The organism is Streptomyces sp. NPDC058662 (genome assembly GCF_042716255.1).
Classification (GTDB): Bacteria; Actinomycetota; Actinomycetes; order Streptomycetales; family Streptomycetaceae; genus Streptomyces.
The window spans coordinates 1-20,841 of sequence record NZ_JBHXRU010000101.1 but is presented as its reverse complement, the minus strand read 5'-3'; the positions used below and the strand labels follow the sequence as shown (position 1 = coordinate 20,841).

Sequence of the window (20,841 nt, the reverse complement as noted above, 5' to 3'; positions counted from 1 at the left end):
CCCCCGGCGCCCTCCGTTCGGAGGGGCGCCGGGGGCCTCGGTTCGCTCACGGCCGCGCCGCGCCGTCCGGGTCAGGCGGGGTTCTGGCTGGACAGCGCCACCGACAGTTCGGCGGCGACGCCCTGGAGGATCGGCACGATCGAGTCCGTGAGTGCCTCGGTCACCCGGCCCGCGGGGCCCGAGATCGAGATCGCGGCGGCGGTCGGCGAGTTCGGGACGGAGACCGCGAGGCAGCGGACCCCTATCTCCTGCTCGTTGTCGTCCACCGCGTAGCCCGCCCTGCGGACCTGCTCCAGGGCCTCCAGGAAGCCCTCGGGCGTGGTGATGGTCTTCTCGGTCGCGGCCGGCATCCCGGTGCGGGCCAGCAGGGCCCGTACCTCGTCGGCGGGGGTGTGGGCGAGGAGCGCCTTGCCCACGCCCGTGGAGTGCGGCAGCACCCGGCGGCCGACCTCGGTGAACATGCGCATGGAGTGCTTGGACGGCACCTGGGCGACGTAGACGATCTCGTCCCCGTCGAGCAGGGCCATGTTCGCCGTTTCCCCGGTCTCCTCGACGAGGCGGGCCAGGTAGGGCCGGGCCCAGGTGCCGAGCAGCCGCGACGCGGACTCGCCGAGGCGGATCAGCCGGGGCCCGAGGGAGTAACGTCGGTTGGGCTGCTGGCGTACGTAGCCGCACGCCACGAGGGTGCGCATGAGGCGATGGATGGTCGGCAGCGGCAGGCCGCTGGCGGCGGAGAGCTCGCTGAGGCCGACCTCGCCCCCCGCGTCAGCCATGCGTTCGAGCAGATCGAAGGCGCGCTCAAGGGACTGGACGCCACCGCTGGCGGCAGTGGACTTGGCGGAAGCGTCGGTGGTGCTGGCGCTGGACGTCGGCACGGCGCGGTCCTTTCGGTGCTGGCAGGCAAGAAAGCAGCCTACCGGTCGGTCGGCGTCGGCCCTAGAGCCGGGGCGGTGCCGTCCCCGCCGGTCAGATGGGGTTTGTCCGGGTGGCGGACGTCCTCGGGAAGGTACTGGCCCGGTTCCCGGTGGTGATAGCTACATTCTGTATAGCGAAATCTTAATTCCATCCTGTGGAAACATCCAATCGCGCGGTGCGTGTGTCAGCGGTCCGTCCGGGCGCTCTTGACTGCTCCCGGATCGCCGGGAAGACTCCGTCAACAGAACGTTGAATTTCGCTCTGTGGAAGTAGATGGGGAGGTTCCGGTGTCCGACGTGGCTGTGGAACTGGTACTGCGCTCGACGCGCGTCATCACCCCCGAGGGGACGCGCGCCGCCTCGGTCGCCGTCGCCGGCGGGAAGATCACGGCCGTGCTGGCGTACGGGGCCGAGGTACCGGCCGGAGCCCGGCTGGAGGACTTCGGCGACGACGTCCTGCTCCCCGGCCTGGTCGACACCCACGTCCACGTGAACGACCCGGGCCGCACCGAGTGGGAGGGCTTCTGGACGGCCACCCGCGCCGCGGCGGCCGGCGGCATCACCACGATCCTCGACATGCCGCTGAACTCCCTGCCGCCCACCACCACGACCGAGAACCTCCGCGTCAAGCAGGAGGTCGCCCGTACCAAGGCGCACGTGGACGTCGGCTTCTGGGGCGGCGCCCTGCCGGACAACGTCAAGGACCTGCGCCCGCTGCACGACGCCGGCGTCTACGGCTTCAAGTGCTTCCTGTCTCCCTCGGGCGTGGACGAGTTCCCCGAGCTCGACCAGGAACAGCTGGCCACCTCCCTCGCCGAGATCACCGGCTTCGGCGGCCTGCTGATCGTGCACGCCGAGGACCCGCACCACCTGGAGTCCGCACCGCAGAACCCGGGCCCCAAGTACGCGGACTTCCTCGCCTCCCGTCCCAGGGACGCCGAGAACACCGCGATCTCCAACCTGATCGACCAGGCCAAGCGCCTCGACGCCCGCGTCCACGTGCTGCACCTCTCGTCCAGCGACGCACTGCCGCTGATCGCCGCCGCCAAGGCCGAGGGCGTCCGGATCACCGTCGAGTCCTGCCCGCACTTCCTCACCCTCACCGCCGAGGAAGTCCCGGACGGCGCCACGGAGTTCAAGTGCTGCCCGCCCATCCGCGAGGCCGCCAACCAGGACCTCCTGTGGGACGCGCTCGCCGACGGCACCATCGACTGCATCGTCTCCGACCACTCGCCCTCCACCGCGGACCTCAAGACCGGCGACTTCGCCACCGCGTGGGGCGGCATCTCCTCCCTCCAGCTGGGCCTCCCCGCGATCTGGACCGAGGCCCGACGCCGCGGCCACTCGCTGGAGGACGTGGTCCGCTGGATGTCCGCGGCCCCGGCCGCCCTGGCCGGACTGGCGCGCAAGGGCGCGATCGAAGCGGGCCGCGACGCCGACTTCGCCGTCCTCGCACCCGACGAGACCTTCACCGTGGACCCCGCGGAGCTGCACCACCGCAACCAGGTCACGGCGTACGCGGGCAAGACCCTGCACGGCGTCGTGAAGTCCACCTGGCTGCGCGGCACGCAGATCGCCGACCACGGCACCCCGACCGAGCCCACGGGCCTCCTCCTCGAAAGGCAGAACTGACAGTGGCGCAGCGTGCAACTGGATCGGCCACCTTCACCGGCAACGCGAACCCGTACGGGGGCGGCGACCCGTACGCGGACTACCGCACCGCGGACTTCCCCTTCACCCAGTACGCGAACCTCGCCGCCCGTGAGCTGGGCGCCGGTGTCATCGAGGCCAACGACGAGTTCTTCGCCCAGCGCGAGAACCTGCTGATCTCCGAGGCCGCCCACTTCGACCCCGAGGACTTCGGCCACAAGGGCAAGGTCATGGACGGCTGGGAGACCCGCCGCCGCCGCGGCGTCAGCGCCACGCAGCCCTGGCCGACCGCCGAGGACCACGACTGGGCCCTGGTACGCCTGGGCGCCCCCGGCGTCATCCGCGGCATCGTCGTCGACACCGCCCACTTCCGCGGCAACATGCCGCAGGCCGTCTCCGTCCAGGGCGCCTCGGTCGCGGGCACCCCGACGCCGGCGGAGCTCCTGTCCGACGACGTGAAGTGGACGACCCTCGTCGAGCGCACCCCGGTCGGCGGACACGCGGCCAACGGCTTTGAGGTGAACGTCGAGCAGCGCTTCACCCACCTGCGCGTCAACCAGCACCCCGACGGCGGCATCGCCCGCCTGCGCGTCTACGGCGAGGTCCGCACCGACCCCGCGTGGCTCGCCGCGCTGGGCACGTTCGACGTCGTCGCGCTGGAGAACGGCGGCTCGGTCCAGGACGCGTCCAACCGCTTCTACTCCCCGCCGACCAACACCATCAACCCGGGCCGCTCCCGCAAGATGGACGACGGCTGGGAGACCGCGCGCCGCCGCGACAACGGCAACGACTGGATCCGCTACCAGCTCGTCGCCGAGTCCGAGATCCGCGCCGTCGAGATCGACACCGCCTACCTCAAGGGCAACTCGGCCGGCTGGGCCTCGCTGTCGGTCAGGACGGGCGAGGAGGGCGAGTGGACGGAGTTCCTGCCGCGCACCCGCCTGCAGCCCGACACCAACCACCGCTTCGTGCTGGACACCCCGGCGGTCGGCACCCACGTCCGCATCGACATCTTCCCGGACGGCGGCTTCTCCCGCCTGCGCCTGTACGGCTCCCTGACGGAGGCCGGCGCCGCGGCGCACGCCGCCCGCCACCAGGAGCTGGGCGGCTGACCCAGCCGGACGGCCCGACCCCCACGCACCCCCGCCGGTGCCGCGGGGTCCGGGCCCCCCGCCCAACAACCCGCCCGGGGGCCGACACCCCCGGGCCGCACGACCGAAGGGCGCGCCGACACACGGGCGCGCCCTTCGTCGCGCCCGTGGCGGGGGCCGAGGCCGTGCCCGGTTCCCCGTGACGCAGGAGTGCCCTGCCGGAGGAGATCTCTCCGGCAGGGCACTCGCGCGGGTGACGGCCGACGCCGGTCCGGGTTCCTCCTAACCGATGGTCAGGAAGGTGTTCCAAGGATCCTCGTCCCGCCCGACGGCACCGCCCACCGCGGCGGCCCCGCCGGCGTAGAGCCACTGGAACTGCCCGGTGCCGACCACCCAGATGTCGGGGATGCCGTCCCCGTTGGCATCGGGTGTACCGAGGATCTTGGGGTAGACGGCCCTTCCCCAGCCGGTGGTGGCGTAGGTGATGTCCTGCGCGCCGTTGGACGCCGCCTGAGTGGCCAAGGAGTTGAGGTCGACCCCGCCGGCCGTGCCGGGCTTGCCCTTGCGCAACGCGATACCCCGACTGGGCATCGAGTCGTCGCGGAACAGCAGATCGGCCACCCCGTCACCGGAGATGTCGCGGACTCCGATGATGTCGCGGTTGTTCCAGCCCGCGCCGCCGATCTGCGTGACGGCGGTGAAGCTGGCTCCGGTGTAGCCGGTGTAGGCCCAGAAGGTGTCGCCGCCGGCCCCGAGAGCGAACATGTCCGGGAGCCCGTCGCCGGTGACGTCCTCGGTGACCACGACCTGCGTCAGCACTGCCGGGTCCGGGCCTCCAGGAGGCAACAGGATCTCCATGCGCTGGCCGACGTCGACCTGGCCGGTTCCGGTGCCCGGGTAGACGTACAGCTTGCCGTCGGGCATCCGGGCGATCACGTCGGTCAACCCGTCGCCGGGGACCCAGTCGGTGGAGTGGCCTATGAGCGCGGGCTTGCCGGTGATCGGGTGCTTCCAGTAGCCGGGGGCGACGGGCACGCCGTGACTGACGGCGCCGGGGATGTACGCGTCGGTGTCGCCGACCTGGTCGCCGGCGTAGGTGCGCAGATTGCCGGCCGCGTCGATCGCGAAGAGGTCGGGGTGTCCGTCGCCGGTGGCGTCGCCCGGCCCGTCGAGTTTCTCACGGGGCTGAACGTAGAAGAGGTACTCGGCCTGGGGCGAGATGTTCCCCGCATGCGTGACCGTGCGGACGTAGAGGACGTTGGGGCCCGCGGTGTCGACCTGGAGGGGTACCGAAGCCCTGTCCGCGTCGGTCGGTACGGCCTTCCGATCGAACAGCGGCTGGTTCAGGCTCCACTGGTACTCACGAATGGCCGCCGCGGCCGTGCCGTTGCCGCGGAAGTCGACGGACTGCCCCGTCGTACCGGTCGGCTTCACACTCCACTCCGCGTGGTTCGGACCGGGCGGCGGGAAGTGCGCTGAGCTGACGGCGGGCGCGGGCGGCACGACGTGGTCGACGGTGAACGTGCACCAGCCGCCGCCACCGGACTCATTGGGCCCGGCACCCGAGCCCGAGTCGTTCTCGTCCAGGACACGGGAGAGCCAGTGGTACGTCTGGCCGGAGGTGAAGGAAGCGAACGGGACGCTCACCGTGATGACGCCGTCACTGTTCGGCTCGCTCCAGTGGTTGAGGATGCTGCGGCCACTGGCGGATTCCCAGATCTCGACCTGCACCAGCTTGAGGGTCGTGGGGCCGTCGCGGTCGGTTGCCTTCACCTGGAACGTCAGATCCGTCTTCCCGATGGCGGTGCCCTTTCCGCTCGTGAGGCACGGCCCGCCGGGGAAGGTTTGCATATTCGCCGCGACCGGGGTGTCGGGCGGGTTGTTGTAGGTGATCTCGATGTAGGGGGCGGTCTCGCCGTTGGCGATGAACTTCTTCCAGTAGTAGGAGTCCGACTCGTTCGGCGCGGCGAATCCCAGGGACAGGGCTCCCCAGCGCGCGGCCGCGGCCTCCGCGACCAGACCCCTGATGTCAGGGGCGATCCAGTTGTCGGGGCAGCTGCTGTTGTACCCGTAGCCGGAGTTCTCCGATGCCACCCACTTGTTCCAGTAGGCACCGGTGTTGGTGTTGTTCCACGTGCTGGAAGAGGTGACGAACGGGGTCGAGTAGATGTCCATCCCCTTCGAGCCGCACGACCAGGAGTACGTCTGCAGGGCCCGGAGGCGGGCGCTTTGGATCTGCGCACCGTGGAGATCGCTACCGAAGTAGAAATTGAAGATGGACCGGGAGGTGCCGCCGGTCGTGGACTCGTAGCCGACGCGGGCCTCGTTGGTGCCGCTCGCGTTGTAGTTCTGCCCGTTGTAGAAGCTGGAGTTGCCCTCGGTCTTGTAAAGCAGTGACCATGAGTGCTTGTGCCCCTTGAAGGAGGGGTCGATGAACACCGGGTACGCGGTCTCGGCGGCGTTCAACCAAGCGGCGTCGGGGGTGACGGACAGCACGCCGTCGGCGAGTCCGGCCCTGGCGGGCTTCAGGCGCGCGCCCTCGGCCCCGGCGAGGCCGGCACGGGCGAGCGTGGGGTGTCGGCGGGCCTTGTCGGAGGGCTTCCACGCGGGCGCGTCGTCGGTGGTCGTGACCTTGCCGCTGGAATCCCACATCATCGGAGTCGGGGAGCCGGCGACCTCCGTGTCCTGGGCGTCCCGGGCGCTGACGGCGCCCGACTCCGCGTCGAGGCGGAAGGTCAGGCCGGGTGAGGCGAGCCGGTACCGCAGCTGTCCGAGCTGCGGATCGGCGGCGGCCTGCCTGTCCTTGACGACCAGGAGGTGGGAGTATCCGCCGTCCTGGGCGGTCATCACCAGGTCGATACCGGGTCGGACATCCTCGTACAGGGCGCGCGGGCCGTCGATGACCGGTTGCGGCAGGGTACCGGGCCAGCTGACGACGATGTCGTGGTCGTCGGTGTTCAGGCGGACCAGTTCGGTCCACACCTCGCCGGCCGTGTCCTGCCGCAGCGCCGCCCGGGCGACGGAGCGCGAGGACCGTTCCGTTCCGCCGCCGGCTGCCTGCTGGCCGGATCCGGCGCTGAAGACGACGCGGCCGTTGACGGCCTTGGCCGCATATCCGTCCTCCACCCGGTGCAGGGTGGTGTCGATGGGCTTCCACGCGCCGTCGACCTGGGCGCGGATCGCGGAGCTGTAGACCTGCTTGCGATACGTGCCGTCGGGTCGCGCCCAGGTGGTGGTGTTCGGAGTACGGGCCGCGCTGACCTCGACCTCCTCGCCGGAGGCCGCGGCCAGACGGCGTGCCTCGGGTTCCGCGACCGGCCCCTGCTCGGCCGGGCGGGTCGACTGCTCCGGCTTCCCGTTTCCGGCGACCCACACACCGGTCGGTACGGCGACGGCCAGCGCGAGGAGAGCGGCCACACCACCCAGCGTCCGGCGGCGCCTGGACCACCGGGCGACCGGGACGTCGACAACTTCCTTCTCGGCAGATGTTGTTGGCGGACTGTCGTCCACGGATTCACTGACAGACACAGGCTTACTTCTCCCCCCTCGGGCACAGAGAACGGCCCTCGGAACTCACTAAAGAAAAACTCGGCCACTGGCCGAAATATGCGCGAAAGGCCCACTCCCCGGCTGCCTTTCGCGCCTCGGGCGTGAGGCGAGCATGAACCATCGCACTGACATCTTCACCCCTCGCACCCATCGCTGGAGCGGGGATTATGGCCGTTTTACATCGATTGCCCCGAGGTATACTGCCGGTAAAGTGACAAAGCCCACAATGGATATGGGAACCATAGGTTTTTCCACTGAGTGGACGCAGAATCAGCTGGCTAACTGTCATTTTCCTGCCGACCGTGGGCTCTCGGCTGCGGCGGCAGATCGTGGGGGGTCCACATGTCGCCGTTCTCGGCGAATTTCCGCCTGCCCGGAAACAGAAGGTCGCGCGCGAAACGCGCGCGCCTCGCCGGGCGCACCGGCATCACATTGTCCGTGGTGCTGACCGCATCTCTCCTGCCCGCCCAGGCCTGGGCGGCGCCGCCGGCCGCCCGCGCCGGTGTCAACCTGCCCGACCTGCAGCAAGACTTGAAGGCCAAGCTCGACAAGGTCGGGGCGGCCAAGCTGGAGGGCTGGGCCGGAGACCTGTTCCCGCCACCGCCGGGCTACGAGCCGTCGAAGGTGACGCCGCCCGCGGGCGGGCCGCCAGTCGCGGTGCCGCTGAGTGGTACCGGGCTTGTGCAGGCCGGAGCGCTGCCGGTGAGTATCGGCAAAGCCTCTCCGACCGAGACCAACCCAACGCCCCCCGCGCCGTCGGGGACATGGTCGGTAGCGGTCGAGACGCGTGCCAGGACCGAGGACGCCAACGTCGACGGTGCGATCATCAAGGTCACGCCCCCGGCCGAGGGCTCGACCCCGGTCGACGTTCAGCTGGACTACAAGCAGTTCAAGGATCTCTACGGCACTGAGTGGGCCACTCGGCTGGAGATCAAGCAGCTCCCGGAATGCTTCCTGACCACGCCCGACCTGCCCGACTGCAACACGGCGAAATCCGTTCCGAGTGCCAACGACCCGACTACCGGCACGGTCCGTGCCACCGTCGACCCGGCCACGGCGCCGGGTCTGGGTCTGCGCACGATGGCTCTCACCGGCGGGGGCGGTACGACGGTCCTGGCCGTGTCCGACTCCGGGTCGGGTGTCGGCGGTACGTACACCGCCACCCCCCTCGCCGCCTCGGGCAGCTGGTCGGCGGGAGGGAACAGCGGCGACTTCTCGTGGAGCTACCCGCTGGGTATTCCCGCTCCGGCGGCCGGGCCGGTACCGAAGCTCGCCCTCACGTACTCCTCGCAGTCCGTGGACGGGAAGACGTCCGTGGCGAACAGCCAGGCCTCGTGGATCGGCGATGGCTGGGACTACAGTCCCGGCTTCGTCGAGCGTCGCTACCGCTCCTGCGCCGACGACCGCGGGGCCAAGCCCGCCAAGCCCAACAACGACAACGCGACGGACAAGAAGAAGGGCGACCTGTGCTGGGCCGGTGACAACATGGTGATGTCGCTCGGCGGCAGCACCACCGAACTTGTCCGTGACGCCGCCACGGGTCAGTGGATCCCTTCGGGGGATGACGGCTCCAGGGTCGAGCGCAAGACCGACCCCGGTGTCGTCAATGGCGCGAAGGACGGCGAGTACTGGCTCGTCACCACTGCCGACGGAACCCGTTATCACTTCGGCCGCCACGACCTCGACGGCGCCGGCAGCCGACCGGTGACCAACTCGGTGTTCACCGTGCCGGTCTTCGGCAACCACCCCGGCGAGCCCTGTCACCAGACCGCCTACGCGAACTCCTCCTGTGTCCAGGCCTGGCGCTGGAACCTTGACTACGTCGAGGACATCCACGGCAACGCCATGATCGTCGACTGGAAAAAGGAGGCCAACCACTACGCCGCGAACGAGAAGTTCAAGGCCAAGGTCTCCTACACGCGTGGCGGGCACCCCACCCAGATGACCTACGGTCTTCGCTCGGACAACCTCGGTGGCTCTCCGGCCGGCAAGGTGGAGTTCGGTGTCGACGAGCGGTGCATCAAGGAGGGGTCGGTAGAGTGCACGGACATCGAGTTCGAGTCGAAGAACTATGGTGACAAGCAGCCCTGGTGGGACACTCCGTCATCGCTGCACTGCAAGGCTGACGCGAAGGACTGCTTCACCACGTCGCCGAGCTTCTGGACGCGCAAGCGCCTGACGTCCGTCACTACCTACGCGCAGCGCACGCAGGGCGCCGCGGCTCTCTCGTTCGTCGACCGGTGGAACCTGACCCAGTCCTTCCCCAAACAGCGCACCGACACGCACCCGCCGCTATGGCTGGAGTCGATCACGCGCACCGGTTACGGCACCACGAGGGACCCGAACGGCAACCAGAGCAGCACGTCGCTCCCGCCCGTCTCATTCCTCGCCAATTCGCAGGACATGCCCAATCGCGTCGCGAAGGGTACCGACCCGCAGACGGGCAAGCCGGACGCGGCCCCGGACTTCGACCGCCTCCGTGTGGAGACCATCCGCACCGAGACGGGCGGCGAGATCAACGTGGACTACTCCGCCCCGTGTGCGGTGGGCACGACGCATCCGAAGCCAGAAGAGAACACCACCCGATGCTTCCCGGTCCGCTGGTCGCCTGATAGCGAGCTGGAGACGCCTCCACTGGCCTGGTTCAACAAGTATGTCGTCGAACGCGTGATCGAGAAGGATCGCGTTGCCCGCCACCCCGACGTAGTGACCAGCTACACCTATGAGGGCGGCGCGGCCTGGGCCAAGGAGACCGACGAGTTCAACAAGCCGGAGCTACGTACGTACGGTCAGTGGCGTGGCTACTCCTCCGTTGTGACCAGAGGCGGCGTGACCGCGAACAGCGGTATGGGCAACGCCACGGTGGAATCCCAGACCAGCACCTCGTACTTCCGCGGGATGTCCGGCGACGCCGGGCGCCCCAAGGTCACGATCAAGGACTCCTCCGGCAAGGAGACGCTGGGCGAGGACCTTGCTCACTACCAGGGCCGCACCGCCGAGGAGATCACCTACTCCAAGGCCGGCGCCGGCGGCAGCGTTGAGAAGCGAATCCTCAGCTGGCCGTGGAGTCAGAAGACCGCCACTCGCCCCCGGGACGGAACCACCCCGCTCGAAGCGCACCGGGTGAACGTTTCCAGGACGGACACGATTCAGTCGATCAGCGGCGGCCGCTTCCGCGTCGGGCGCTCGCTGAACACCTTCGAGCCCACGTACGGCCTCCTGGCGTCAGCCCAGACCGAGACCGTTGCCGATGACGGCAACGGCGGTTCGGTGGTCGCTGACCAGAACTGCTCGGCGACCACCTACGTGCACAACACGACCAAACATCTGATCGGCCTGCCCCAACGGGTGCGGGCCACGTCAGGTGCTTGTACCCAGGCCGGCACCGCTCCGATGATCTCCGATCTGCGCACGTCCTACGACGCGCTCAACGCCTTCGGGGCCGCGCCGGTCAAGGGGCTGCCGTTCCAGGTGGACAGCAACGATGCGGCCGGTACCGGCTGGATGACGACTGCACGAACCGAGTACGACACCTTGGGCAGGACCGTCAAGGTCTACGATCCGGCGGGCAACACCACGTCCACCGTCTACACCCCTGCCACCGGAACGCCCTTCAGCACGATGAGTACGAACCCCCTCGGGCACACAAGGACCGTCAAGGCCGATCCGGGCCGGGGTTCCGTCCTTGAGGACACCGACACGAACAACCGCACGGTGACACTGGCCTACGACGACCTGGGCCGCAACACGGCCGTGTGGACCCCGTCGCAGAAGACCACCGACCCGGCGTCCCAAGTCTTCGACTACCGGATCACGGAACACCAGCCCCCGACAGTCGTCAGCAAGAGACTGCGGGACGGCGGCGACTACACCTCCTCGGTGACCATCTACGACGGCCGCCTCCGGCCGCGCCAGACCCAAACAGACGCGCTCGGCACGGGGCGCCTGATCACCGACACCCTCTACAACGCGAACGGCACCGTCAGGCAGACCAACAACGGTTACTACGCCGAAGGTTCTCCGGACGAAAAGATCTTCGTTCCCGAGACCGACTCCCACGTCCCGAACTCCACCGTGACCGCCTACGACGGCCTCGGCCGCGCCGTACGCACGACCACGCTGCACGTCGGCGAACCGCAGCACTCCATCGTCAACACGTACGAGGGAGACTGGACGCTGACCCGCACCGGCATGTCCGCGAACGGCCTCACCCCTCTGCCGGGCAGCCGGGCGGTCAAGACCTGGACGGACACGGCAGGCCGCACCTCACTGGTGCAGCACTCCACGGCGACAGACCTCACGACCTGGAAGGGCACCACCTACGCATACGACCGGCGGGGCAAGCTGGCCAAGGTGACCGACCCGGTCGGCAACCAGTGGACGTACACCCACGACGCCCGCAATCGCATGACCTCCTCCACCGACCCCGACATGGGCACGTCGACCTTCGCGTACGACACCCTCGACCGGAAGATCGCCGTCACCGATTCGGCTGGACGGTCCCAGTACACGACGTACGACGCGCTCGGCCGCGTGACGGCGATACGTGACAACGCCCCCGACGCCCCTGTGGTCGCGTCGTGGACGTTCGACTCCCTGCCCGGAGCCAAGGGGCTTCCCGTGGCATCCACCCGTTACGAGGGTCTCGCCGCATACACCAGCGAGGTCACGGGATACGACAGCGAGTCCCGCCCTACCGGAACCAAGATCACGATTCCGGACGCGCCCGCCACGAAGGGGCTTGCGGGCACCTACGTCTACGGCACCACCTACACCCCCCGGGGCCAGATCCAGTCGAGGAGTCTGCCGTCCACTCCCGGAGGCCTCGCAGCCGAGAAGCTGATCACGCGCTATGACACGGACGGGATGCCGAAGTCCGTCTCGGGCCTGTCGTGGTACACGGCCGGTGTCGTCTACAGCCCGTACGGGGAGGTACTGCGCACGGCCTCCGGCGAGGCGCCGAACCGTGTGTGGACGACCAACCTGTACAACCGGAGCACCGGCCGTGTCGAGCAGTCGATCAGCGACCGTGAGACCAGCGATTTCCGCGTCTCGGCCCTCTCCTACACCTACGACACGGTCGGCAACCCGACCTCGATCACAGACACCCAGTCCGGTGGGCGCGTCGAACGCCAGTGCTTCACGTACGACGCGGTGGGCCAGCTGACCAAGGCCTGGACCGGCAAGACCGCCGCCTGCGCGGGTCCGTCACTCAACGACGTCAGCGCCGGTCCGGACGGTGACGGCTACTGGCAGGAGTACCAGTTCGACTCGATCGGCAACCGCACCAAGCTGATCAACCGAGACCTCGCCAACTCGTCGCTCGACGATACGACGACGTACACCTACGGGGTCCAGGTCGGCCCGACCGGTCCGCAGCCCCCGATCATGACCCAGCCCCACGCGCTGTCCAAAACCGAGAAGATCACCAAGACGGCCACGTCAACGGTCAACTCGCTCACGAACTACGAATACGACGCCTCCGGGAACACGAAGAACCGGCGCATCGACGGGGACACCCAGATCCTGAACTGGGACCGGCGGAACAAACTCACCTCCGCCAGCAGCCCCGGCATCGGTTCCGTCGCCGTCACAGGCCTGGCGGGCAAGTGCCTCGACGTCGCCGGAGGCCTCAGCACCGACGGCACCGCTGTTCAGCTGTATCAGTGCAACGAGACCAAGGCTCAGCAGTGGCGTCTGACCGGTGACACCGTGCAATCACTCGGAAAGTGCCTGACCGCGCAGGGCGGAGCCGCGGTCCTGGCCACCTGCGACGGCGGCGCCAAGCAGAAGTTCACCTACCGGGCCTCCGACAAGGCCCTCTACAACTCGGACGCCACAGGCTGTGTCACCGTCCCCAACGACAACTCCGCCAACGGCACCGACCTCAGCATCCACACCTGCGCGGGCGGAAGCGCCGGCCAGCAGTGGGCCTTCGCCGACACCACCACCACCTACATCTACGACGCGGGCGGCAACCGCCTCATCGAGGAAACCGGCAGCTCCCGCACCCTGTACCTCGGCGAAGCCGAGATCACCGTCAGCAAGGCCGGCCAGGCCATCGACGCCATCCGCTACTACGACGGCCCGGGCGGTGTCACCACCCGCCGCACACTGGGCAAGGCGACCGGTCACAGGCTCAACGTCCTGCTGAGCGACCACCACAACACCGCGACAGCCTCGGTCGAGCAGGCGGTCGGCCAGAAGATCGTCCGTCGCAAGGCCGACCTCTACGGCAACACCAGGGGGGTGGTGCCCGCCACCTGGCCCGGCGACCGCGGCTTCCTGGGCACAGGAGTCGAGGACTCCACGACAGGCCTCACTCACGTCGGAGCCAGGGAGTACGACCCCACCACGGGTCGCTTCATCTCGGTCGACCCCCTCATCGACATCACCGACCCGCTCCAGATGAACGGCTACACGTACGCCAATGGCAATCCCGTCACCAACCGGGATCCGAGCGGACTGGCCATCGAGGAGTGCGCCAGTGGCATGTATGTGTGCGGCAACCGCGGCACCAAACCCATCAGTGAGGGGAAGAACTACGACAAGATCGTCTCGCAGAACAAGGCCGTTCAGCGCCGGCACGCCATCAACCGCCAGTACGCGCAGCACTACGGCTGGGGAGTAGCCGGGGGCGCGCACCAGGCGTACGACCGTGCCGTAAGCATGTTCACGTCTGGTCAAAAGGCGCTCCGCGACAACTCCGAGACATCAAAGCGCGAGTTGTTCAAAATGATGGGCAAATACGACCCATCCAGCGGCAGTGTCACGAAGCAGGTCGCCTTCAAGATGTGGCTCGCCGGAGCCTCACTGGAGGAGGTCGAGTACTTCAGCGGCCACTACTGCGACTTCCTGGCGTGCAACTCCCCCCTAGAGGCGCTCCTCAGCGGGAAGAACATCGACAGTCCCCTCTACGAGCCGACTGACGGCGAAAGGATGGGAGAGGCATTCGCCGCCGGCGTCGGCTCCCGAACCGCGGGCACGATGAGAGCCGGGAACCGTCCCACGTTCTGCGCCAACAGCTTCATCGCCGGCACCGAGGTGCTTCTCGCCGACGGCTCCAGCAAGCCGATCGAAGAACTCGAACCAGGCAACCTCGTACTCGCGACCGACCCCGAATCCGACGAGACCGCGGGCAAGACGGTCACCGCGACCATCCTCACCGAGGACGACAAGACATACGTCGACATCGGCGTCCTGACGGCCGATGGCGTACACACCATCACCACGACAGGCCACCACCCGTTCTGGTCCGAATCCGACCAGGCCTGGCTCGACGCCGACAAGCTGAAGCCGGGCATGACGCTCCGCACGGAGGACGACACCCAGGTCCTGGTAGCGAGCACCCGCACTTACCAGGCCATGCAGACCACGCACAACCTCACGGTCGCGGACCTCCACACGTACTATGTGCTGGCGGGCGAGACGCCAGTACTCGTGCACAACGTCAACGAAGGTTCGCTCTGCAATGTGACTCTTGGGCCGGCAATAAAGGGCCAGAAAGCAGAAGGAGTGACCGCTGAACGCGGTGACACTGTCCTGGCTCACGAGCAGCGGATGATGAACGAGTTCGGTGACCGAAATGGTTGCGCTTCATGCGGGGCGGCCCAATCGGGATACAAAGACGGTCACTGGACTGGTGACCACAATCCGCCGAATAAGCTCGCACCCAACGGTCCGTGGACTCTGTATCCGCACTGCAAGGCATGTTCCAAACAGCAGGGCGGAATCGTGCGCACGCTACTCAAGGAGTACTATGACTTCCCGGTGTGGAAACCATGACTGTAGGTGGATTTAATGATGCTCTTCGCCTCGTGCACGACGAGATTCGCCCACGGTCTGGTTGTTGCTGCCGCGCCTGGGAGTGTCGACAACCATGCAGGCTGGGACGCGGCTGCTGATGTAGTGCACGGTGGTCCGGACTCCTTGTTCATCGCGGTGCAGCAAGCCGCCAGTGGTCCGGTGTCAGTCCAATGTGTGCAGGGTCCTTACCAGCCGAGTGGAAAGGTCCTTGTGTACTCAGGGAATCTGACTCTCCCCAAGGCGTCCCTTGAAATTTCGGATCCGAATGAATCGGTGAGACTGCTGATTCCCGTTCCGAATGTAGATAATCGGGTCGACATCTACGGAGACGGAACCGATGAGCCTGATGAGGTAATAATCGTTCTGACGGGCGATGAGTCGTGGTGATCCACAACCTCTGACGGAGGGGATCTGTCCGGCAAGTCGGACGGCACGATAAGTTCTCATCTCTGCGTGACGCCTTTCGTCTTGGCATAGCGGTGAATCGCCCCCTCTCGGAGCGCAAGAAGCCCCGCCGGATTTCGTTCCGGCGGGGCTTCTTGGGCGTCTGACGGCAACGGTGACGGCAACGTCAGCGGACGACGGCTACTGCGGGCGGGTCGTCAGGGTCGTCGTCCTGGGCAGCGAGGGCGTTGCCGAGGGTGTCGGTGGCTTGGCGTTGGAGGCGGAGTCGTACGTGGGCGTAGACGCCGGCGGTGACGCCGATGTGGGCGTGGCCGAGAAGTTCCTTGATGACGACGAGTTCGACGCCGTGTTCCAGGAGCAGGGTGGCGGTCGAGTGGCGGAGGTCGTGGAAGCGGATGCGGCGGAGTCCGGCCCGGCTGAGGAAGCTGCGGAAGCGGCGTGTGAGGTTGGCTGGGTCGAGAGGCCGTCCGGTCGGCGTGGTGAAGACGAGGCCGGTGTCGCTCCAGGCTCCTGCGGTCTCGCGCTCCTTGTCCTGCCGTTCCTGGTGCTTCTTGAGGGAGTGGAGGCATTCGGCGGGGAGGGCGATGCGGCGTTCGGATGCCCGGGTTTTGGTGGGCAGGTGGGTGAGGCCGCTGGTGTGGGTGCGCTGGAGTGATCGACGGATGCTGGCTGTTCCGGTGGTGAGGTCGAGGTCTTCCCAGTGGAGTCCGAGGAGTTCGCCCTTGCGGAGTCCGGTGCGGAGGGCGAGTTCGTACAGCGGGTGGAGCCGGTCGGCGCGGGCCGCGTCGAGGAACTGACGGGCCTCTGCTGCAGTGAGCGGGCGGAAGCGCCTGGGCTGGTACGTGGTGGTCTTGACGTTGCGGGCGACGTTGCGGGGCAGCTCGTCTTCGCGGACGGCGTGTTCCAGTGCCGATTTGAGCACCGAGTGCACGTAGGTCACGGTCAAAGCGGACAGCTGCTTCTGGCAGCACTTGCCGATGGCGCAGCACCTCTTCCGTTCGGTGTCCAGGCCCTGGGTGCAGCACTGGCAGGTGGTGCAGAGTCGGTCGAGGAAGGTGCGGACGTCCTTGGCGGTGAGGCGGGCGACCTTCTTGGTGCCGAGGCCGGGGATGAGGTGGAGGCGGACGCAGGCGGCGTAGCGGGTGTGGGTGTTCTCGCGGAGCCGGTGGACGGCGACGCTGCCGAGCCAGTAGGTGAGGTAGTCGCCGACGATGCTGTCGGCGGTGGCGACGGGCAGTCCGCGGTTGCTGTCGGTGATCTTCTCGGCGAGTTTGTCAGCTGCGTCCTTGCGCGTGGTGCCGTAGACGCGGACGCGTTTGCGGCTGCCGTCGGCGGCCAGTACGTAGCCGGCGGCTTCCCAGCGGCCGTCCTTGCGCTGGTAGATGGTGCCTTCGCCGTTCGCGCGGGCCTTCTTGCGCTTGGTGGCGGTCATCGGGCGGCTTCTTCCAGGTGGCGCTGGACGTAGTCGTTCAGGGCGCGGGTGGGGATGCGTCGGGCGCGGCCGATGGTCAGCGAGGCCAGGCGGCGGGTGCGCAGGAGGTCGTAGAGGGCGGAGCGGCCGATCTTGAGGCGGGCCATCGCCTCGGGGACGGTGAGGAGTTCGTCGTCACGCACCGGCGGTCACTCCCTTTTCGCGTGTCGGGCCGCCGATGAATGCGGCGAGGCATTCGAGGTCGGGGGTGGGGCCGGTGCCGTCATAGGCCCAGTGGGCGAGGACGAGGGTGGTCGGTGAGGGCGGAGGGGTGTGGCGGCGGTGCCATGCGGCTCGGGCGGCCCGGAGGGCGCCGAGGGTGGTGGAGTAGGCGTGGGTCTTGGTGGAGAAGTGGCCGCGGAAGCCGAGCATGTGGGCCCACTTGCGCAGGTTCAGGTGCTTGAGGTCGTCTCGGCTGCCGAGGGCCCAGGCAGTGCGGATCATCCGGGCGGCGTGCTCGGGCACGGACTCGAACCAGAGGTCGGTGATCCTCTTCAGCCGGTGGTCGAGGGTGCCGGTCGCGGCCTCGGGGAGTCGACTCCGTGTTTGCCGTCGGTCTGGGCGGCGGGCGGGTCGTGTGGCCGGAGAGGGTGAGGTCTGAGCGGGGGAGCGGGCGTGGCGGGGCGGTGAGTTCGTGGGGGTCCGGGAGTCTGCATGTGTAGGGGCCGGCGTCGGGTCGGCCCGAGATGGGAGTGCGCAGTCATGGGGAAGTTGAGTCTCACCACTTTTGTCACCCTCGACGGTGTGATGCAGGCGCCCGGGGGGCCGGAGGAGGACCGCAGCGGGGGCTTCGAGTACGGCGGCTGGGTGACGCCGTACGCCGACGCGGGCATGGGGGAGTACATGACCGAGGTCTTCGACCGGGTCGGGGCCTTCCTGCTCGGGCGGCGGACCTACGAGATCTTCGCGGGCTACTGGCCGCGCCAGACCGACCCCTCGGACCCGATCGCGGGACGGCTGAACGGCCTACCGAAGTACGTGGCCTCGACCACCCTCAAGGACCCGGCCTGGTCGGGGACCACGGTGCTGGACGGCGAGCACCTGCAGAGCGAGATCATCCGGGTCAAGGACGGGCTGGAGGGGGAGCTCCAGGTGCACGGCAGCGGGGCGCTGGCGCAGTGGCTGCTGGCCCGGGACCTCGTCGACGAGCTGAACCTGCTGGTCTTCCCCGTGTTCCTCGGCACCGGGCGACGGCTGTTCCCCACGGGCAGCCTGCCGACGGCCTGCGAGCTGACCGCCTCCCGCACCACGCAGAGCGGTATCGCCATCCACAGCTACCGGGTCGCGGGGCGCGCCGAGTTCGGCACCGTGGGGAGCTAGTGCCGTGGCCGGAACTAGGCCGTCCCCTTCGTCCGGATGCCGGTCGGGTCCCGTTTCCGCAGGGCCTTCGTGACGAGGACGCCCGCCACGATCAGGGCCGTTCCCAGCCACCACGCCGCGTCGAAGACCAGCACCGCGATGCCGATCGGGACCAGCAGACCGGCCAGCGGCAGGAGCAGGGAGGCTGTGCCCGGTTCGGGGCCGGCGTCCGGGGCGCCGGCCGCGCGGCGGGCGCGGGCGCGGACCACCTCGGGGTACCAGGCGGTGAAGCGCAGGGCCGCGACGATCGCCAGGATCTGGATGATCCAGCCCGTCCAGATGTTGTTCGGGTTCCGCAGCACCAGGTCCCCGTACGCGCCCGCGACCGCCGCCGCGAGGAAGGCCAGGCCCCAGGCGCCGGTGATGGCGTAGTTGGCGCGCACGAAGGCGGGCGTGTGCCAGCGGGACGGGTCGACGCGCTCGCGGGCGTACTGGAGCGTGAACGGCGTCCGCACCGCCATGGAGCCGAAGGCGATCACGGTCAGCGCGATGTTGGAGACCTCGCCCGCGTACGTCTCCAGCCAGCGCAGGGTGCCCGGTCCGGCGGCGAGGCCGATCAACGTCATGGCGGTGAAGAAGACGAGGTCGGACAGTTCGAGGATCTTCCAGGAGGCGCCGTGCCGCACGAGGCGTCCGAAGACCACCAGGGCCACGGACACCGCCAGCGCCAGCCCGACGGCGAGTTCGAAGCGGCCCGGGCCGACGAGGAGGGAGAAGGCGATCCAGGGGGCCATGCCGACGACGGGGTTCTCCAGGATCCCGGTCGCCACCCGTTCCGCGGCGGTGCCCGGGCCGTTCTGCGCCCCGGCCGCCTCCGCCCGCTCGGCTCCCACGCCTCCAGACTGCCCCCGGCCCCGCGTACCCGCATCCCGGCCGGGAGCGGCCCGCTGCCGCACGGCTGCCGCCGGGACGGTGCCGACCGGACCGGTCCGGCGGAGGTGACGGGCCGGCTGCCGTGTGCCCGCGTGCCCGTCGGCCGGGGTGGCGTCAGCGGCGGTCCAGTGCCAGTTGGACCACGCGGCCCTCGCGCAGGACGAGCAGGTCCGGGGCCTCGTGCTCGTAGTGGCGGAGCCGGCCGACCGGGCCCGGCGGGCGGATGTGCGGGGCCAGCGCCGTGAGGAGGTCCTCCAGGTCGGGCAGCTGCTCCTCGTGGATCTCCTGCCGGGCGGTGAGAGCCCAGCCGCCTCTGGCGCCACGCGTGAACTCCCCGACGAGCACGCCCCCGATCCGCAGGGCCGGGCCGCGGGCGGCGAGGAGGGGGGAGGAGGCGTACGGGTCCTCGTAGGCGTCCTCGACGGACGGCGCGAGCTGGCGCCGGAGTTCCGCGAGGACGGTGTCCGGGGTGGCTTCGTCGAGGTCGAACGCCAGGTCGAGGGCGTAGAGATCAGCCATGGGCCGATCCTAGGGCGTGGTGGGCGGGGAAGTCCCGGTGATCGCGGGAGGTATGTTTTCGGGCGCGCCGGGGCCCCGCCGCGACGAGCGGGCCGCTGCGGGTGGTACCCCGGCTACGGGCGCGCACCCCGCTACGGGCGGGCACCCCGCTACGGGCGGGCACCCCGCTACGGGCGGGCACCCCGCTACGGGCGGTACAGCGAGCGGGCGCGCGCCAGGTCGACGGGGCGCTGTGCGTCGAGGTGCAGGAAGTGGCGCACCTGCCATGCCTGGCTCACGGCAGCCTGGCGGTTGGGCGGGACCACCCATGGCGGGTAGACGCGGAACCCCCGCTTGCCGCCGGATCCGTCGCGGGACACGACACCGCGCTCGCACAGCACCTCGCGCGGGAAGACGAACTGCCCGAACCGGTCCCCTTCGCGGCTGCTGACGACGACGAGGTCGATCCCGTCCCCGGTGTCGAAGGGGCGGATCGGCCCCCGCGCGGACCGCTGCCACACGGTGACGAACTGGCCGACCTTGGTCGGGGTGGTCCTGGCCGCGCGGAAGCGGACCGACAGGCCGTCGAGGGTGAAGGCGTACGCCGCGTACTCGGCGCTCTCCGGCTCGGCCACCGGTCGGGAGCAGACGAAGCCGGCCGGGTCGTACACGGCCGCCTTCGCCAGGACGAAGTCCACCGGCAGGCCGGCGGTGACGCCGGCCGCGGGCTCGGCCGTGACGCCCGCCGCAGGCTCGGCCGTGACGCCGACCGGGCGGCCGGCCCGGAGTCCCGCCGTGACGGCCGCCGTGACGCCCGCCGGGAGTCCCGCTGGAACGCGCGCCCTGGGGCTCGCCGAGACGCCAGCCGGTAGCCGCGCTTCGTCGGGGCTCGCCGGGACACGCACCGGCGGTCCCGCCGGGAGTGCCGTTCCGGCCCCCCGCCCCGCCCGGGTCCCCGGGCCCACGACCGTCCCCGTCCCTGTTCCCGTGTCCGTCCCCGTCCCCGTCCGGGGTTCGTTCACCGTCGCCATCCCCGCATCCTGTCAGCCCCCCGCCCCGGCCCGCCCTGCCCCGCCCCCGAAACCGTTCGGCCCGCCCACCCCACCCCACCCCGCCCCGCGGCCTCACCTGGGCCGCCGCCCCGCGGCCTCACCTGGGCCGCCGCCCCGCGGCCTCACCCGGGCCGCCGCCCCGCGGCCCCACCCGGGCCCCCGCATCGCCGCCC

Annotated in this window: 12 protein-coding genes; 4 read left to right on the top strand and 8 right to left on the bottom strand. The window is 69.3% G+C overall.

The features are described 5' to 3' along the window. Positions 1-71: 71 nt before the first annotated feature. Positions 72-875: an IclR family transcriptional regulator gene (locus ACFWUQ_RS26390; protein WP_384542743.1), complete on the bottom strand. Its 804-nt coding sequence runs from the start codon at positions 873-875 to the stop codon at positions 72-74. Between the two features lie 336 nt (positions 876-1,211). Between ACFWUQ_RS26390 and allB the strand changes: the two genes are divergently transcribed. Continuing rightward, on the top strand, positions 1,212-2,546 hold the full coding sequence (gene allB / locus ACFWUQ_RS26385; RefSeq protein ID WP_384542752.1) for an allantoinase AllB: 1,335 nt from the start codon (positions 1,212-1,214) through the stop codon (positions 2,544-2,546). A gap of 2 nt (positions 2,547-2,548) precedes the next feature. Beyond that, positions 2,549-3,676, top strand: coding sequence for an allantoicase (gene alc, locus ACFWUQ_RS26380; RefSeq protein ID WP_384542740.1), 1,128 nt, complete (start codon positions 2,549-2,551; stop codon positions 3,674-3,676). 261 nt (positions 3,677-3,937) lie between these two features. Here the strand turns inward: alc and ACFWUQ_RS26375 are convergent, their stop codons facing one another. Beyond that, positions 3,938-7,072, bottom strand: a complete 3,135-nt coding sequence (locus tag ACFWUQ_RS26375; protein ID WP_384542737.1) for a DNRLRE domain-containing protein — start codon at positions 7,070-7,072, stop codon at positions 3,938-3,940. Positions 7,073-7,645: 573 nt separating this feature from the next. Between ACFWUQ_RS26375 and ACFWUQ_RS26370 the strand changes: the two genes are divergently transcribed. Beyond that, positions 7,646-14,989: a ricin-type beta-trefoil lectin domain protein gene (locus ACFWUQ_RS26370; RefSeq protein ID WP_384542734.1), complete on the top strand. Its 7,344-nt coding sequence runs from the start codon at positions 7,646-7,648 to the stop codon at positions 14,987-14,989. 592 nt (positions 14,990-15,581) lie between these two features. Here the strand turns inward: ACFWUQ_RS26370 and ACFWUQ_RS26365 are convergent. The 3 genes from ACFWUQ_RS26365 to ACFWUQ_RS26355 are packed head-to-tail and all read right to left on the bottom strand — an operon-like array spanning position 15,582 to position 17,639. Beyond that, entirely contained in the window at positions 15,582-16,847 is a 1,266-nt protein-coding gene (locus ACFWUQ_RS26365; protein WP_384542731.1) for a tyrosine-type recombinase/integrase, read from the bottom strand. Then, the gene (locus ACFWUQ_RS26360) at positions 16,844-17,029 is read right to left on the bottom strand and encodes a helix-turn-helix domain-containing protein (RefSeq protein WP_384542729.1); all 186 of its coding nucleotides are present in this window, start codon (positions 17,027-17,029) and stop codon (positions 16,844-16,846) included. Before ACFWUQ_RS26360 ends, ACFWUQ_RS26365 begins: the two co-directional genes overlap by 4 nt. Beyond that, the gene (locus tag ACFWUQ_RS26355) at positions 17,022-17,639 is read right to left on the bottom strand and encodes a replication initiator (protein WP_384542749.1); all 618 of its coding nucleotides are present in this window, start codon (positions 17,637-17,639) and stop codon (positions 17,022-17,024) included. The genes ACFWUQ_RS26360 and ACFWUQ_RS26355 overlap by 8 nt, the downstream gene beginning before the upstream one ends. Here ACFWUQ_RS26355 and ACFWUQ_RS26350 point away from each other — a divergent pair. Continuing rightward, positions 17,589-18,206: a dihydrofolate reductase family protein gene (locus tag ACFWUQ_RS26350; RefSeq protein WP_384542726.1), complete on the top strand. Its 618-nt coding sequence runs from the start codon at positions 17,589-17,591 to the stop codon at positions 18,204-18,206. The two genes, ACFWUQ_RS26355 and ACFWUQ_RS26350, sit on opposite strands and share 51 nt — an antisense overlap. Before the next feature lie 14 nt (positions 18,207-18,220). Here the strand turns inward: ACFWUQ_RS26350 and ACFWUQ_RS26345 are convergent, their stop codons facing one another. The 3 genes from ACFWUQ_RS26345 to ACFWUQ_RS26335 all read right to left on the bottom strand — a co-directional run bounded on the left by ACFWUQ_RS26345 (position 18,221) and on the right by ACFWUQ_RS26335 (position 20,287). After that, positions 18,221-19,078, bottom strand: a complete 858-nt coding sequence (locus tag ACFWUQ_RS26345) for a hypothetical protein (RefSeq protein WP_384542723.1) — start codon at positions 19,076-19,078, stop codon at positions 18,221-18,223. A gap of 154 nt (positions 19,079-19,232) precedes the next feature. Then, a complete protein-coding gene (locus ACFWUQ_RS26340) occupies positions 19,233-19,637 on the bottom strand; it encodes a hypothetical protein (RefSeq protein WP_384542721.1) in 405 nt (134 codons plus the stop codon). 185 nt (positions 19,638-19,822) lie between these two features. Beyond that, the gene (locus ACFWUQ_RS26335) at positions 19,823-20,287 is read right to left on the bottom strand and encodes a MepB family protein (protein ID WP_384542746.1); all 465 of its coding nucleotides are present in this window, start codon (positions 20,285-20,287) and stop codon (positions 19,823-19,825) included. Positions 20,288-20,841: the final 554 nt, after the last annotated feature.

What these genes read in the sequence shown, in the direction of transcription:
- ACFWUQ_RS26365 (WP_384542731.1), bottom strand. Translation starts at nt 16,847, where the DNA reads ATGACCGCCACCAAGCGCAAGAAGGCCCGCGCGAACGGCGAAGGCACC.
- ACFWUQ_RS26350 (WP_384542726.1), top strand. Translation starts at nt 17,589, where the DNA reads ATGGGGAAGTTGAGTCTCACCACTTTTGTCACCCTCGACGGTGTGATG.
- ACFWUQ_RS26340 (WP_384542721.1), bottom strand. Translation starts at nt 19,637, where the DNA reads ATGGCTGATCTCTACGCCCTCGACCTGGCGTTCGACCTCGACGAAGCC.